Origin of the sequence: Pseudomonas monteilii (genome assembly GCA_001534745.1) — a bacterium.
Taxonomy (GTDB): Bacteria; Pseudomonadota; Gammaproteobacteria; order Pseudomonadales; family Pseudomonadaceae; genus Aquipseudomonas; species Aquipseudomonas alabamensis.
The window spans coordinates 1,531,629-1,547,452 of record CP013997.1; the positions used below are offsets into that span (position 1 = coordinate 1,531,629).

Genomic DNA, 15,824 nt, shown 5'->3' on the forward strand with positions numbered 1-15,824 from the left:
ATTCCAGGAGAACAGCATGAAATTCAGTGAACAGTGGCTGCGCGGTTGGGTCAACCCGCAGGTTTCCCGCGACGAGCTGGTCGCTCGTCTGTCGATGGCCGGCCTCGAGGTCGACAGCGTGACCCCGGCGGCGGGCCAGTTCAGCGGTATCGTGGTCGGCGAAGTGCTGGCCACCGAGCAACACCCGGACGCCGACAAGCTGCGCGTCTGCCAGGTCAGCAACGGTAGCGAGACCTTCCAGGTCGTCTGTGGCGCGCCCAACGTGCGCCCGGGTCTGAAGATCCCTTTCGCCATGATCGGCGCCGAGCTGCCCGGCGACTTCAAGATCAAGAAAGCCAAGCTGCGCGGTGTCGAGTCCTTCGGCATGCTGTGCTCGGCGGCCGAGCTGCAGATCAGCGAAGAGAACGATGGCCTGCTCGAACTGGCTGCCGACGCGCCGGTGGGGGAGGACATCCGTGCCTACCTGAACCTCGACGACGCCAGCATCGAAGTGGACCTGACCCCCAACCGTGGCGATTGCCAGTCGCTGGCCGGTCTGGCCCGTGAAGTCGGCGCGCTGTACGACGTGCCGGTCAGCCGCATCGACGTGCCGACGGTCGCCGTCGCACACGATGAGGTGCGTCCGGTCGAGGTGCTCGCCCCCCACGCCTGCCCGCGTTATCTGGGCCGGGTCATCCGTAACGTCGACCTGTCCCGCCCGACGCCACTGTGGATGGTCGAGCGCCTGCGCCGCAGCGACGTGCGCAGCATCGATGCGGCCGTGGACATCACCAACTACGTGATGCTCGAACTCGGTCAGCCCCTGCACGCCTTCGACCTGGCCGAGATCAACGGCGGCATCCGTGTACGCATGGCCGAAGCCGGCGAGAAGCTGGTCCTGCTCGACGGTCAGGAAGTCAGCCTGCGCCCCGATACGCTGGTCATCGCCGACCATGCCCGCGCCCTGGCGATCGCCGGTGTGATGGGTGGTGAGCACAGCGGCGTCAGCGCCAGTACCCGCGACCTGTTCCTGGAAAGCGCCTTCTTCGACCCGATCGCCATTGCCGGCAAGGCCCGTTCCTACGGCCTGCACACCGATGCGTCGCACCGCTTCGAGCGTGGCGTCGACTCGCAACTGGCGCGCGAAGCCATGGAGCGCGCGACGGCCCTGGTGCTGGAGATCGTCGGCGGCGAGCCGGGTCCTGTCATCGAAAGCGTCAGCCAGCAGCACCTTCCTTCGGTTGCCCCGATCACCCTGCGCGCCGAGCGCATCGACCAGATGCTCGGCATGCAGATGCCGGCCGACCAGGTCGAGCAACTGCTCAACGCCCTGGGTCTGACGACCCGTGCAAGCGGGGAAGGGCAGTGGACTGTCGAGGTACCAAGCCACCGCTTCGACATCAGCCTGGAAGTGGACCTGATCGAAGAGCTGGCGCGCCTGTACGGCTACAACCGCCTGCCTGTCCGCTACCCACAGGCACGCCTGGCTCCGCAGGCCCGGGGTGAAGCGCGCAGCGAGCTGCCGACCCTGCGTCGTCTGCTGGTCGCCCGCGGCTACCAGGAAGCGATCACCTACAGCTTCATCGATCCAAAGCTGTTCGAGCTGTTCACGCCAGGGGTCGAGCCCCTGCTGCTGGCCAACCCCATTTCCAGCGACATGGCCGCCATGCGCGCCTCGCTGTGGCCCGGTCTGGTCAAGGCCGTGCAGCACAACCTCAACCGTCAGCAGGACCGCGTGCGTTTGTTCGAAAGCGGGCTGCGTTTCGTCGGTCAGCTGGGTGAACTCAAGCAGCAACCCATGCTGGCAGGCGTGGTCACCGGCAGCCGGCTGCCCGAAGGCTGGGCCAACGGACGCGATGCGGTGGACTTCTTCGACGTCAAGGCCGATGTCGAGGCCGTGCTCGGCCACGCCGGGGCCCTGGACGCCTTCACGTTCGTGCCAGGCCAGCACCCGGCGCTGCACCCGGGCCAGACGGCGCGTATCGAACGTGACGGCCAGGAAGTCGGTTACCTCGGTGCCCTGCACCCGGAGCTGGCCAAGACCCTGGGTCTGGAGCGTCCGGTGTTCGCCTTCGAACTGATCCTGGGCGAGGTGGCCGAAGGTCGCCTGCCCACCTTCAGCGAGCTGTCGCGCTTCCCCGAAACGCGACGCGACCTGGCTTTGATCGCCGGTCGCGACGTCTCGGCCAGCGCCGTGCTCGACACGATCCGCACACACGCAGGCGAGTGGCTGACCGACCTGCGGTTGTTCGACGTGTATCAGGGCAAAGGCATTGATCCGGATCGAAAAAGCCTGGCAGTCGGCTTGACCTGGCAGCATCCATCGCGCACTCTTAATGACGATGAGGTGAATGCCACCTTGCAGACGATCCTCACCTCGCTCGAACAAGGGTTGAACACCACGTTAAGGAAATAGCGTATGGGTGCTCTGACGAAAGCTGAGATGGCTGAAAGGCTGTACGAAGAGCTGGGTCTGAACAAGCGCGAAGCCAAGGAGCTGGTCGAACTCTTCTTCGAAGAGATCCGACATGCGCTGGAAGACAACGAGCAGGTCAAGCTGTCCGGATTCGGCAACTTCGACCTTCGTGACAAACGCCAGCGGCCGGGCCGCAACCCCAAGACTGGGGAAGAGATCCCGATCACCGCTCGCCGAGTCGTCACCTTTCGTCCAGGGCAGAAGCTGAAGGCCCGGGTTGAGGCCTATGCTGGAACCAAGCCATAACGACGAGCTGCCGCCCATACCCGGCAAACGCTACTTCACCATCGGTGAAGTCAGCGAGCTCTGCGCGGTCAAGCCCCATGTACTGCGGTACTGGGAGCAGGAGTTCCCGCAGCTCAACCCGGTCAAGCGGCGTGGCAACCGGCGGTATTACCAGCGCCAGGACGTGCTGATGATCCGCCAGATCCGTGCCTTGTTGTACGAGCAGGGCTTTACCATCGGCGGTGCGCGGTTGCGCATGTCCAGTGATGAGGCCAAGGAAGATTCTTCCCAGTACAAGCAGATGATCCGGCAGATGATTGTCGAATTGGAGGATGTACTGGGGGTCTTGAAGAAGTGATCCACCGAGAAGTGAAAGTTTTTTGAAAAAAAGCTTTCACTTATCAGTCGGTTAGGGTACATTTCTCAACGCTTTCAGAGGTTTTGAAAGCTGCTGTACTTGTCGGGGCGTAGCGCAGCCCGGTAGCGCACTTGCATGGGGTGCAAGGGGTCGAGTGTTCGAATCACTCCGTCCCGACCAACTAATCCCAATGATCGAGGCCACTTCCGTAAGGGGTGGCCTTTTTCATATGCGTGACGTTTGCGTGATTTCTCATGCCACACCTGCTTTCTCTTCAGCGTCGTCAGAATCAATCCACGGCGTGCGAGGCTCCCATGTAGGTGACCAACAGAGCTATTGCTCCTGGCATGGCGGACGGTCTTTTCCAGGCAAACCCCCATTCACCCTATGGGCAGGCAGCGCGGCCATAGAGGCAACGTGATCGACGGGCTGTGCTGTACGTCACACCTTCGCGCGCTCCAGATCCATCGCGTGATCTCCAAGGAATTTTCCATCGAAGAGGCGGTCCATTTCACCGCGCTCACGGATGATGGCAGATAGCTAGCATTGCCAGCATCGCTGCCACCTTGATGCCTTACGCGTTCATCTGCCGTATTACAAATGGAATCTCTATGCCTGTTTCTACAAGGATGTGGATGGCCCCCGGTGTGGGGCTGCTGGTCTTCGCAGCCTGCGTCTCCGTCCATGCCGCAACCCCTGGCGAACAAGACCTGATCCGCGACCGGCAGGACCGTCTGCTCGAAGAGCAGCGCCGCCGTCTGCAGGAACTCCAAGACCTGCCGGGTCGGCAAGCCCTTCCGACCGCGCCCGAGACGCCCGCCGACACCCGTTGCTTCGATATCGAACGCATCGATCTGCAAGGCGCCACGGCCCTGTCCGACAGGGAACGCCGTGCGCTGGTCGCGCCTTACCAGGGCAAGTGCCTGGGGGTGTCGCAGCTCAACGAACTGCTCAAGGCCATCACCGACCACTACCTCGACAAGGGCTGGGTCACCACGCGTGCCTACCTGCCGCAACAAGACCTCTCCACAGGCCGGCTGCACGTGCTGGTGGTCGAAGGCACCCTGGAAAAACTGCGCAGCGACGCCGGCAGTGACCTGTCCGAGCGTGAGCTGGCGATGACCTTTCCGGGTGAAGAAGGCCAGCCCCTCGACCTGCGTGACCTCGAGCAGATGGTCGATCAACTCAATCGCCTGCCGTCCAACCGTGCGCGCGTGGAGTTGACGCCTGGGGAAAACGTCGGCGGCAGCGATGTGCGGGTGCGCAACGAGGCCGACAAGCCCTGGCGCGCCTACCTCTCACGCAACAACGATGGCCTGCGCAGTACCGGCGAGCAGCAGTGGAACGCCGGCCTGGAGTGGGACAGCCCGTTGGGCCTGGCCGACCAGTTCAGCGTGCGCGGCGGTCACGACGCGGTGAGCGACCACCAGCGCAGCTCGCGCAACGGCCTGCTGGCGTACAGCGTTCCCTGGGGTTGGTGGACGTTCAGCTATTTCTATAGCGAAAGCCGCTACCGCTCGCACCTCGACGTGCAAGGCAGCACGCTCAAGCAGGACGGCGACAGCCAGACCCACCAGTTCAGTGCCGAGCGGGTCATCCATCGCGATACCCTGAGCAAGACCTCGGTCAGCCTGGGGCTGGCACACATCCGCACCAACAACTTCTTCGACGACACCAAGCTGGCCCTGAGCAGCAACCGCATCAGCGAAGCGCAGGTGGGCCTCAACCACGGCCGACGCATCGGCTCGGCCTTCGTCAACCTCGACCTGGGCATGCAGCAGGGCATCGGCCTGTTCGACGCCCAGGCCAGCCACGATCCAGGCCCGGGCGAAGCCGATGCACGCTATCGCAAATACACCGGTACCCTCAGTTACCTGCAGCCGTTCCAGCTATGGGGCGAGCAGCTGGCGTTCACCAGCCTGGCCACCGGCCAGCGCAGCGAGGACGTGCTGTACAGCCCGCAGCGCCTGAGCCTGGGTGGGTCATCGTCGGTGCGCGGGTACAAGGACCAGTTTCTGGCCGGCGACAGCGGTGGCTACTGGCGCAACGAACTGCGCTGGACCCGTCCGGTCACCCTCGACGCATTGCGCCCGATACTGGGGGAATACGGCGTTGCCCTGGGCTACGACCAAGGGGTGATCCGCAACGACCGCTACAACGGCGACGAACACGGCCGCCTGAGCAGCCACTCGCTGGAGCTGTTCGCCCGCGGCGAGCATGTCGCGGCTGCGGTCACCTTTGCCCATTCCCTGGAACGTCCGGACGTGCTCGACCGTGAAGCACCGATCTACTTCCGCCTGGATTTCTATCTTTAACGACGTTGTTCCGAGGTTGACCACATGGACGTTCGCCCCTTGATCCCGGCTGCCCAGCCCACCGACACGCTGGCCGAGCGGCCGAATTTTCTCGGCATTCCCAAGCGCCTGCTGGCCGTGCTGCTGGCCAACGTCATGTTCTGGCAACCGATCTGGGCGATGGCCGATGGCATCGCCGTCAGCGGCACCACCAACACCCGTGTCGGCCAGGCCGGCAACGGCGTACCGGTGGTCAACATCGCCGCGCCGAACGCCGCGGGCCTGTCGCACAACCAGTACCAGCGCTACAACGTCGACAGCCAAGGGTTGATCCTCAACAACTCGACCCAAGCCATCCAGGCCACCCAACTGGGCGGCAACATCCTCGGCAACACGCAGCTGGGCGGGCGCGCGGCGAGCACCATTCTCAACGAAGTCAACGGCGCCAACGCCACCCAGCTCAAGGGCTACACCGAAGTGGCCGGGCAGGCGGCGCGGGTCATCGTCGCCAACCCCCATGGCGTGACGTGCAACGGGTGCGGCTTCATCAACACCCCACGGGTCACCCTCAGCACCGGCAAGCCCGTGCTGGACCCGACCGGCAAGCTCGACCACTTCGCGGTCGATGGCGGCAGCATCAGCATCGAAGGGCAGGGCCTGGACGCGAGCAACATCGACCAGTTCGACCTGATCACCCGGTCGGCCAAGCTCAACGCCGACCTGTACGCCAAGCGGCTCAATGTGGTCGCCGGCGCCAACGACGTCGACGCCGATACCCTGGCCACCACTCCGCGCCAGGGCGACCCGGCCGACAAACCGCAACTGGCCATCGATTCCTCGGCGCTCGGCGGCATGTACGCCGACACCATCAAGCTGGTGGGCACCGAGCAGGGTGTGGGCGTGAAAACCGCCGGCAACCTGGCCGCCAGTGCCGGCGACATCCAGATCGACGCCAACGGCCGGCTGAACATGGCCCAGGCCTCGGCCAAGGGTGCGCTGAACGTCACCGCACCCCATATCGAGATGACCGGCAAGGCCTACGCCAACAACGTCAACGTGCGCACGCCTGGCGAGCTGGTGAACCGCCAGAGCCTGGCGGTCCGCGAGCGGGTCGAGATCAATGCCGGCACGCTCAGCAACCCCGGCACCATCGCGGCCGGCATCGAAACCGACAACAGCCGCAACGCCGTCGGCGACGTCACCGTGCGCGCTGCCTCGCTCGACAACAGCGGCACCCTGCAAGCCAGCCGCAACCTCACTGTGGAAGCCAGCCAGCGCATCGACAACAGCGGTATCCTCCAGGCCCCGCAAACTCGACTGACCAGCACCACCCTGAGCAACCAGGGCAAGGTCGCCCGTGTGGTCGGCGAGCAGGCGCTGTTCGTGGCCGCGCCTGCCATCGTCAACCTGGGCGGGGTGATCCTCTTCGGCAACGGCCAGGACGTCACCCTGAACCTCGAGCGTCTGGACAACCGGCAAGGCCTGCTGCAGGTCGTCGACGGCAAGCTGGCCATCAATGCCGATACGCTGGGGAATGCTGGCGGGCAGATCGACGCCAGGACACTGAGCGTCAGCAGCGACACCCTCGACAACCGTGCCGGACTGCTCTCGGCCAGCGGCGGCGACGCGCAGATCACGGCGCGCACGCGTCTGGACAACGCCAGCGGCACCGTACAGGCACAGCAGCACCTGGGCGTGTCCACAGGCGAGGTCGACAACCAGAATGGGCGCCTGCTGGCCGTGACAGGCAATCTCGACCTTGCCACCACCGGCCTGGACAACCGCAACGGCAGCCTGCTTGGCACTGACATCCGCGTAACCGCGCCCAAGGCCGACATCGACAACCGCCAGGGCAAGATCATCGGTGAGCGCCTCGACCTCGACGTCGCCCAGCTCGACAACCGTCAGGGCCAGATCGTCGGCGAACAGCTCGCCATCACCGCTGCACGCCTGGACAACCGCAACCAGGGCCTGCTGGCCGCCGGCACCCAGGGCCTGACCCTGGACTTCGCCCGGAGCGCCACCCAGGCCCAGCTGCTCAACGACGGGGGGCGGGTGCAGAGCGACGGCAGCCTGCTGCTGCGCGGTGCCTGGCTGGAAAACAGCGGCGGCACGGTGATCGGCCGTACCCTGAGCCTCGACACCCTGCGCCTGTACAACGACGGCAAGGGCGCCTTGGTCAGCGATGGCGGCGACGTGCAGCTCACCGTGAGCGATGTGCTGAGCAACCTCACCGGCATCATCGACGCCGGTGAACACAACGTGACGCTGCGCGGCGCCGCAGCGGTGGACAATCGCGGCGGCAGCCTGCGCGGTCAACAGCTGGACCTGCAGGCCAACACTCTGAACAACGCCGAGCGCGGCCAACTGGTCGCCGGCAGTGACGGCCTGCGCTACACCGGCGGTGCGCTGAGCAACGATAACGGCATGGTGCTTGCCACAGGGGGCGCCACCGTCCTGCAACTAGGCCAGGCCGCGCTGAGTAACCTGGGCGGCATCCTCCAGGGCGACAGCGTGGACATCACCGCCAAGCGCATCGACAACGGCAGCCAGGATGGCAAGGCCGGCTCCGTGGCCAGTCTGTTGGGCGGCCTGACGCTGAACGTCGACACCCTCAGCAATATCGCCGGCACCTTGTTCGCCAAGACCGTGCTGCGCTCGAGCGGCACCACGCTCGACAATACCCAGGGCGGGCAGATCAGCGGCGAAACCCTCGACCTGAACGCCGTTCAGGTGAACAACCGTGGTGGCCTGATTGAAGCCAACGACCGCCTCACGCTCAATGCCGCGACCCTGGACAACCGCGACGGCCAACTGCGCGCGCTCGGCAATGGCCCGGCAGGCGCGGCCACGGCGCAGATCGCCGCCAGCGACGTCAGCCGCCTCGCGCTGACCGACAGCCTGCTCAACCAGAACGGGCACATCGCCGCCGGCAGCACCGACTTCAGCCTGAAGGCTGCCCTGCTGGACAACCGCGGCGGGCGTATCGAGCATGCCAGTGACGGCCTGCTGAGCCTGGCCTTCGACCGCGTCAGCGGTGCCAGTGGCCGCATCACCGCCTTGGGCGCCGGCGACTGGCAGTTCGGCCAGGTCGAGGGCCTGGGCAGCGTACAGCTCAACCGCGCCCTGACCTACACCAGCGACGCGCTGGCCCTGCAAGCGGGCGACCGCCTGGCCAGCGCCAGCGGCCTGACCTTGAACCTCGCCCGCCTCGACAACGGCGGCGAGCTGCTCAGCGACGGCGACCTGACCCTCAACCTCAGCGGCGACCTGAACAACCGCGGACGCCTGTCGGCCCAAGGCCTGGTGGCCATCAGCGCCGCCAACGTCACGCAGAACGGCGGCCGCATCGGCGCCGGCACCGACGCCCGCCTGAGCCTGACCGGCAGCCTCGACAACCTCGGCTACCTCACCGCCCGCCAGGCCCTGGCCATCGACGCCGCGCAGATCCTCAACCGCGGCACCCTCGGCGCCCAGGGCGCGGTCGCGCTCAACGCCGACCGTATCAGCAACGACCCCGACACCCTGCTGTTCAGCGGCGGCGCCATGGCCCTGCGTACCCCGGTGTTCAGCAACCTCTATGGCGACGTGTACAGCCGTGGCGACCTGAGCGTCGCCAACCGCGACGGCAGTGCCGCCCAGCGCTTCAGCAACCTGTCCGGCACCGTAGAAAGTGAAGGCGGCATCACCTTGAATGCCGCCAGCGTGGAAAACGCCAAGGCCGCCTTCGAGCTGGGCGAGTCGATCGTCAGCGGCAGCCTGAGCTGGGTCTGCGGCCAGCACTGCGGCGGCCACGACTCGTTCAAGCGCGGCACCATCACCCTCGAACAAACGCTGCTGGAGCGCGCCATCCAGGACAGCCCCGGCGCGCGTCTGGTGGCCGGTAAGGACCTGACCATCCAAGCCAGCGACGTGCAGAACCGCTACAGCCTGCTGGCGGCTAATGGCAACCTCAGCATCACCGCCAATGACCTGCTCAACCTCGGCGCCACCGAACGCACCGGCCAGCAGAAGATCGTCATCGGCACGCCGGGGCGCATCAACACCGATTACTGGGACCAGATGGAATACATCGACGTCCCGGCCTTCAACGCCGCCGTAGCCGCCGGCAACTTCGACCTGGCGCGCTTCGAGCTGCTCAAGGCCCGTTCGGCCGACGCACGCTTCAGCGAAGAGAGCAACGTCACCACCTGGAGCGACAGCACCAAACCGCTCTATGCCGCCACCTTGCAAGCCGGCGGCACGGTCAACCTGAACGTCGCCCGCAGCGTGCAGAACGGCTCGGTGAGCGAGCACAACGCACGGGAGATCCTCACCGGCAAGTTGGGCGACGATCAGACCGGCGTGCCGGTCGGCGGCATCGACATCACCCTCAACAAACAGGCCGTCGACGCCAGCGCCGCTACCGTGGGCGCACTGCCCAGCGTGCAGCGCGTCACCAACGCCAATGGCCAGACCACCATCACCCCGGTGGACTACAGTGGCATTCCGTTCGCAGCGGTCGACCCCACCGCCGGCCCCACGTTCCAGTTGCCCCAGGGCGACTACGGCCTGTTCGTGCGCAACCCCGACCCGAACGGCCACTACCTGATCGAAACCAACCCCAACCTCACCGACCTGTCGCGCTTCCTCGGCTCCGACTACCTGCTCGAACGCCTGGACATCGGCCCAGACACCAACTGGCGGCGCCTGGGGGACGGCCTCTATGAACAACGCCTGATCCGCGACGCCGTGCTGGCCCAGACCGGCCAGCGCTTCCTCGCCGACGGTCTGGTCAGCGACTACGACCAGTACCGCTACCTGATGGACAACGCCCTGGCCAGCAAGGACGCCCTCAACCTGAGCCTGGGCGTAGCCCTGACCGGCGCGCAGATCGGCGCGTTGACCCACGACATCGTGTGGATGGAAAACCGCGTCATCGACGGCCAGACCGTATTGGTGCCGACCCTGTACCTGGCCCAGGTTGACGCCCGCAACGTGCGCGGCAGCAGCCTGATCCAGGGCCGCGACCTGAACCTGATCAGCGGCGGGGATCTGGTCAACGTCGGCACCCTGCGCGCTAGTCGCAACCTGAGCGTGAGCAGTGGCGGCAGCATTTACCAGGGCGGTTTGGTGGAAGCGGGCAACAACCTGCAACTGATCGCGCAGGACAGCATCCGTAATGCTATGGCAGGGCAGATTCGCGGGGAGAACGTGAGCCTGGCGGCGGTGCGTGGCGACGTCATCAACGAGCGTACGGCGATCCAGGTGCGCGATGGGGCGGGGTATCGCACGGTGACGGATGCCGGGAGCGGGGTGAGTGCGCGGCAGGATCTGGCTGTGTCGGCGGGTCAGGATGTGACCAACTACGGGACGTTGCAGGCGGGGCGGGATGTGGCGTTGCAGGCTGGCAATGACGTGAGCCTGCTGGCAAAAACCGACAACACGCAAAAACACGAGACCTTCGAGGGCGGCCACCGCTACGTCGTCACCACGCAGGCCAAGCAGCTGTCCTCCAGCGTCAGCGCCGGCAGCGACCTGAACACCGACGCCGCTCGCGACATCAATGTCGTCGCCAGCCGCGCCAACGCCGGGCAGAACCTGGCACTCGACGCCGGGCAAGATGTGAACATCGCCTCGGCTCAGGATGAAAACGCCTACTACTCGTTCAAGAAGAGCAGTGGCTCGTTCGGCCGCAAGAAGACGCGTCAGGAAGAAACTTACGATTCCACCAATGTCGCCTCGGTACTCAATGCCGGCCAAGATCTGACCATCAATACCCGCAAGGCCGCCGACGGCAGTGTCGGTATCAACGGCGGGCGCGACGTCAACATCGTCGGTAGCCAGCTGTCGGCGGGCAATGACCTGATTCTGGGCGCCACCAACGATGTCTCGGTCAATGCCGACGTCGAGCAACACGGCACCTATAGCAAGACCACCAAATCCGGCTCATTCGGCCTGTCGAAGAGCGGCAAGAACCAGATGACCCGCAACGTCGATCAGGTCGGTAGCGAGCTGACTGCCGGCAACGATGCGGTGATTGCGTCCGGTCGCGATGTGAACCTGCGGGCCAGCACCCTGGATGCAACGAACGATGTGGATGTCAGAGCGGGCTTGGTCGATAAAAACGGCGACATCAACCTGTTGTCGGCCAACAACGAAGCCTCCAGTCATCAAGAGAAATACAAGAAGAAAACCGGCCTTTCCCTGTCCGGCGGCTTCCTGTCGTTCTCCTCGGCCAAGGAAGCGGGCAACGAAGCGCAGGGTCGCACGGCCGTGGGCAGCCAGATCACGGCCATGCGCGATGCTTACCTGCGCAGCGAGCGGGACATCAACGTAGTCGGCAGCCGTGTGGATGCAGCGGGCGACGTCGGCCTGCAAGCTGGACGCGATGTCAACGTGCTGGCGGCGCAGAACACCCATTCCAGCCAGGATTGGAAGAGCAAGAAGCAATCTGGCATCGGCATTTCCTCGGACGACAACGGTGTAAGCCTGTTCGCCGGCTCTGAGCGCAACAAAGCCAAGGACCGTCTGACTCAGGAAACCAGTGCCGCCAGCCAGATCAGCGCCGGTGGCGATCTGGATGTGGGCGCCAAGCGCGACATCAACCAAGTCGGTTCGGACCTGCAAGCCTTCAACGACATCAACCTGGCCGCCGGCCGCGACGTCAATGTCGACGCCGCCAGCGAATCGCTGGTGACCGAGCGGGAACGGGAGCGCTCGCGCAATGGCTTGACCGCCACCATCAACCACAACTTCGGCAGCACCAAAGATGCCATCAGTGGTGCCGGCAAAGGCGAGGATGCTACCAGCAAGGCTTCCAGCACGCTGCGGGCCGTGGACAGTATTTCGCAGTTCCTGAGCGGGCCGACGGCCGATGCGAAGTTCGGTAAAAGCAAGGAGAGCAGTCGCCAAGTCGTGTCGCAAGCGAGCAACCGTGGCTCGACGCTGGATGCCGGCAATGACTTGAACATCGCTGCCAACAACGACGTACGTATCCGCGGCGGGCAGTTGCAGTCAGGGCGCGATATCAACATCCAAGGACGTGACGTAACGCTCGATGCGGCCAAGGGCAGCTATGGCGAAGAGAGCAGTGAAAAGAAAAGCTGGAGCGGCATTCATGGCGGCACCAGCGGTGGCTTCAAGTTGGGTGTGGGCGGTAGCCGTGGGGTGGCTGAAGGCGATCAAACCCAGGGCTCTTCGACGGTTACGAGCTTGCAGGCTGGGCGCGATGCCAACCTCAAGGCCAGCAACGATCTGAACCTGATCGGTACGCAGGTGCAAACCGTGCGGGATATCAATCTTCAGGCGGGCAATGACCTCAACATCAGGGCTGCGCAGAACGACAGCGCCAGTTCCAGTAGCCGTCGTAGTGGCGGGGGTGAAGTGGGGCTGGCGGTGGGCTCGGAGGGCGTTGGTTTGTACGCCAGCGTCAACTCGGGTAAAGGCAATTTAAAGCGTGAGGGCCAGCAACAGCAGGAAGCTTATCTGTATGCCGGCAATCAGCTGGCTTTCACTAGTGGTCGGGATAGCAACATTGCTAGCGCTACGTTACGCGGCAATGAGGTCGTCGGTCGCGTTGGCCGCGATCTGACGGTCACGTCGCTGCCCGATACCGGTAAGGCCGAGGGCAAGGAGTACGACCTCAGCGCCACGGTGGTGGTGGGGCCGGGTAGTGGTTTGAGCGGTTCGGCCGGCTACGGGCGGACTAACGGCAGCAAGAACTGGGTGGAAAAGCAGACCAGCATTACGGCGCAGGATCAGCTGGATATCTATACGCAAAATCACACCCAGCTCGATGGTGCGCTGATCGCATCCGACACCGGTCAGTTGAAGCTGGATACGGATACGCTTGGGTTCAGTGACATTTCCGGTAAGGATAAGGAGCACGGGTATTACCTGAATGTCGGTGGCTCGTATGGCATTGGCAAAAACATCACGCAAGACCCGAGTCAGGTAGGCAAGGGTGAACAGGGCCAGAACGGCTGGAGCGTGGAAGGCTGGAACTACAACAAGGATCGCCAGCAGATCGTGCGGGGCACGGTGGGTGCGGGCGATGTGGTGTTGCGTGGGGATGCTGCGGGGGAGGATTCGAGTGCTGGTTTGAACCGGGATGTGAGTAAGGCTTATGAAGTCACTAAGGATGATGAGCATCGGACTGATTTGTATGTGGCCAAGTCTTCGGTAGAGGCGGTAAGTGCGCCGAAGGTGACGGCTAAGAGGTGGGGGCAGCAGCTCACCCAATACGATGAAACGGCCAAACATAACTACGAGACGGCGGGCCGCGATTTTGCACGCATGATCAACAGGATCGAGCGCAGTACGGGCCGTCAGATGGATGCCCAGGTTGTGGCTCGGATGGGTGAAAACTTCGCTGAAGCATCGCTCGATGCAATCATGCAGGCGGGTGCAACGAGCGAGCAGGGCATGCAGCTTCTCGCCGACCGCGAATTCCAGCAAGCGGTTATCAAAGAAATCGGTTATCTGACTGGCATTGACCTGAAGCCGTTAGCGCCATTGCGTGTTGCGCTAGAGGCCGAGGCGGGTGACGACAAAGCGCTGCAACTGCCACCTCTAAATATCACTGAGCGCGATACAAAAAAACTTACACTGTCGCAGTCTACCTTGCGCTCGATGGCAACGATCAGCGACTATATTCAAGCGCATCCCGATCAACAGGAGGCCGTTGGGGTACTGCTATCCGTTGCCCAGGGGCCTAAAGGGGTAGCGCAGTACGCTGTACACCAAGTGGTTGCTAAAACACCCGTTGGTAAAGCATTTGAAGATCAAGTTGCTCAGTACAGTGATCTGTTGGGCAAAGCAGTTGCCGACAGCCTGGAGGGCATGACGCTCGATGAAAGGAATGAATTTGAAAATTCACTGGTAGGCGGGGGTAAGTTAATTACTTCTGTTTTGACGGGAGCAGTTCCAGGTCGCAGAGTTCATGGCGATCGCAAGACAGTTTCTGTCGAGAAGTCGCCTAGCGAGCCCCGGCCCTCTGACAGGACCCCCTGCTGTTTTGCTGCGGGGACAAAGGTGTCGACACCTGCAGGTGATCGCGTCATTGAATCACTCAAAGTGGGCGACATAGTTTGGACCAAGCCCGAGCGGGGTGGAAAACCCTTTGCTGCTAGAATTTTGGCAACTCATCAGCGCTCAGACCAACCCATCTATCGTCTCAAGCTCAAGAGTATACGTGGGAGTGAAGCGGTATCGAGCGAAACTCTGCTTGTCACTCCGAGCCATCCGTTTTACGTACCAGCGCAGCGTGGCTTCGTTTCTGTCATCGACCTAAAACCTGGCGACCGCCTGCAATCGCTGGCAGATGGGGATTCAGAGGATAGCTCGTCGGAGGTTGAGTCGCTGGAGCTGTATCTCTCGGTTGGCAAGACATATAACCTTACGGTGGATGTGGGTCACACGTTCTATGTGGGTGAATTGAAGACGTGGGTTCATAATGTAGGACCCTGCGATATCACTGGGAAGATTGGGTCGAAAAATTCCCTGCCAGCTGGGCAGACTATAGCCCAGTTCGAGAGAAGCTTGATCTCATTGCCCCCTGGGGAAAGAGTGGCTTTGATTAAAAGTACTGCTGAAAAAGTTGCTACAAATAACGGGCTGGTAAAAGACAAAAAATTGTCTAAGCTGAATGGGCGTGATGTATATAAATCCAATGATGGGAATATATATGCGCTGGATACACAGCATGGCCGTTTAGAAGTAATAAACCCGAGAAATGGTAAGCACTTAGGGGAGGTGAACTTTGATTTTGAAGGGACAAAAAGCGCAGATAAATCTGGTGGTCACGATCTGAGGGTTAAATAAATAATGTCTAAACAAGCTAGTTTGAAGGACTTTGAAGGTTCTAGTTTTGATCGAGGCGTTGTATTCAGGTTTCGAGCAAAATACCCGTATGAAGAAACAATAGATTTTATGCTATATGAAACTCAAATTGAGGAGAGACCATACGGCTTGATAGTTACCTCAGGATACAAAGCTGGGTTAATTGTTGTTAATTTGCCACTAGAATGTTGTTCGGTGGCGGGCGGCATTCGGAAAGAATGGATTATTGACAACTGGAAGCTGTGGATTTATCCCGACTGTGATGTTTCTGAGGTATGTGTAATTGAAGGCTATATCTCTGATAGCTAAAGAGGTGGCTCCCGTTATATATGAGATAGATAAAGCTAAGGCGTTTACTTTGATACATGGTTTATGGATATGATAGCCCGCGATGGCCGTGGGCTTCGCTAGGCTCTGTACAAAAAAAGATGTCGCAAACACCGCATGGCACAAGCCAGTGAGACCATGGCGGCGTAGCTTTTTGCGAGTTTGTCGAAGCGCGTGACGATCCGGCGATTCTCTTTCAGCCAGCCAAACATACGGTCGATAACGTTGCGTTTACGGTACTTGGGTCGGTCAAACAACCGGGGCAAGCCAGGCCTGGGTTTGCGCTTCATCGAGCGCAGTGGAATGACCGACCTCATCCGCTTGAAAGCTGATGGAGAATTTC

At 62.4% G+C, this 15,824-nt stretch carries 5 protein-coding genes and 1 tRNA gene; all 6 read left to right on the forward strand.

The genetic code is table 11. From position 1 onward, the window contains the following. The first annotated feature begins 16 nt into the window (after positions 1-16). Positions 17-2,395 carry a phenylalanine--tRNA ligase subunit beta gene (locus APT63_06835; GenBank protein ID AMA45369.1) on the forward strand — a complete coding sequence of 793 codons (2,379 nt, stop codon included), beginning with the start codon at positions 17-19 and terminating at the stop codon, positions 2,393-2,395. Between the two features lie 3 nt (positions 2,396-2,398). Beyond that, positions 2,399-2,701, forward strand: coding sequence for an integration host factor subunit alpha (gene ihfA / locus APT63_06840; GenBank protein ID AMA45370.1), 303 nt, complete (start codon positions 2,399-2,401; stop codon positions 2,699-2,701). Then, the gene (locus tag APT63_06845; protein ID AMA45371.1) at positions 2,682-3,038 is read left to right on the forward strand and encodes a MerR family transcriptional regulator; all 357 of its coding nucleotides are present in this window, start codon (positions 2,682-2,684) and stop codon (positions 3,036-3,038) included. Before ihfA ends, APT63_06845 begins: the two co-directional genes overlap by 20 nt. A 103-nt stretch (positions 3,039-3,141) precedes the next feature. After that, positions 3,142-3,218 (forward strand) — tRNA-Pro (locus APT63_06850). A gap of 449 nt (positions 3,219-3,667) precedes the next feature. After that, positions 3,668-5,353 carry a ShlB family hemolysin secretion/activation protein gene (locus APT63_06855; GenBank protein ID AMA45372.1) on the forward strand — a complete coding sequence of 562 codons (1,686 nt, stop codon included), beginning with the start codon at positions 3,668-3,670 and terminating at the stop codon, positions 5,351-5,353. A 24-nt stretch (positions 5,354-5,377) separates the two neighbouring features. Then, on the forward strand, positions 5,378-15,136 hold the full coding sequence (locus APT63_06860; protein AMA45373.1) for a hypothetical protein: 9,759 nt from the start codon (positions 5,378-5,380) through the stop codon (positions 15,134-15,136). Positions 15,137-15,824 lie beyond the last annotated feature (688 nt).

Coding starts and splice junctions, on each gene's coding strand:
- APT63_06835 (AMA45369.1), top strand. CDS start 17: ATGAAATTCAGTGAACAGTGGCTGCGCGGTTGGGTCAACCCGCAGGTT.
- ihfA (AMA45370.1), top strand. CDS start 2,399: ATGGGTGCTCTGACGAAAGCTGAGATGGCTGAAAGGCTGTACGAAGAG.
- APT63_06845 (AMA45371.1), top strand. CDS start 2,682: ATGCTGGAACCAAGCCATAACGACGAGCTGCCGCCCATACCCGGCAAA.
- APT63_06855 (AMA45372.1), top strand. CDS start 3,668: ATGTGGATGGCCCCCGGTGTGGGGCTGCTGGTCTTCGCAGCCTGCGTC.
- APT63_06860 (AMA45373.1), top strand. CDS start 5,378: ATGGACGTTCGCCCCTTGATCCCGGCTGCCCAGCCCACCGACACGCTG.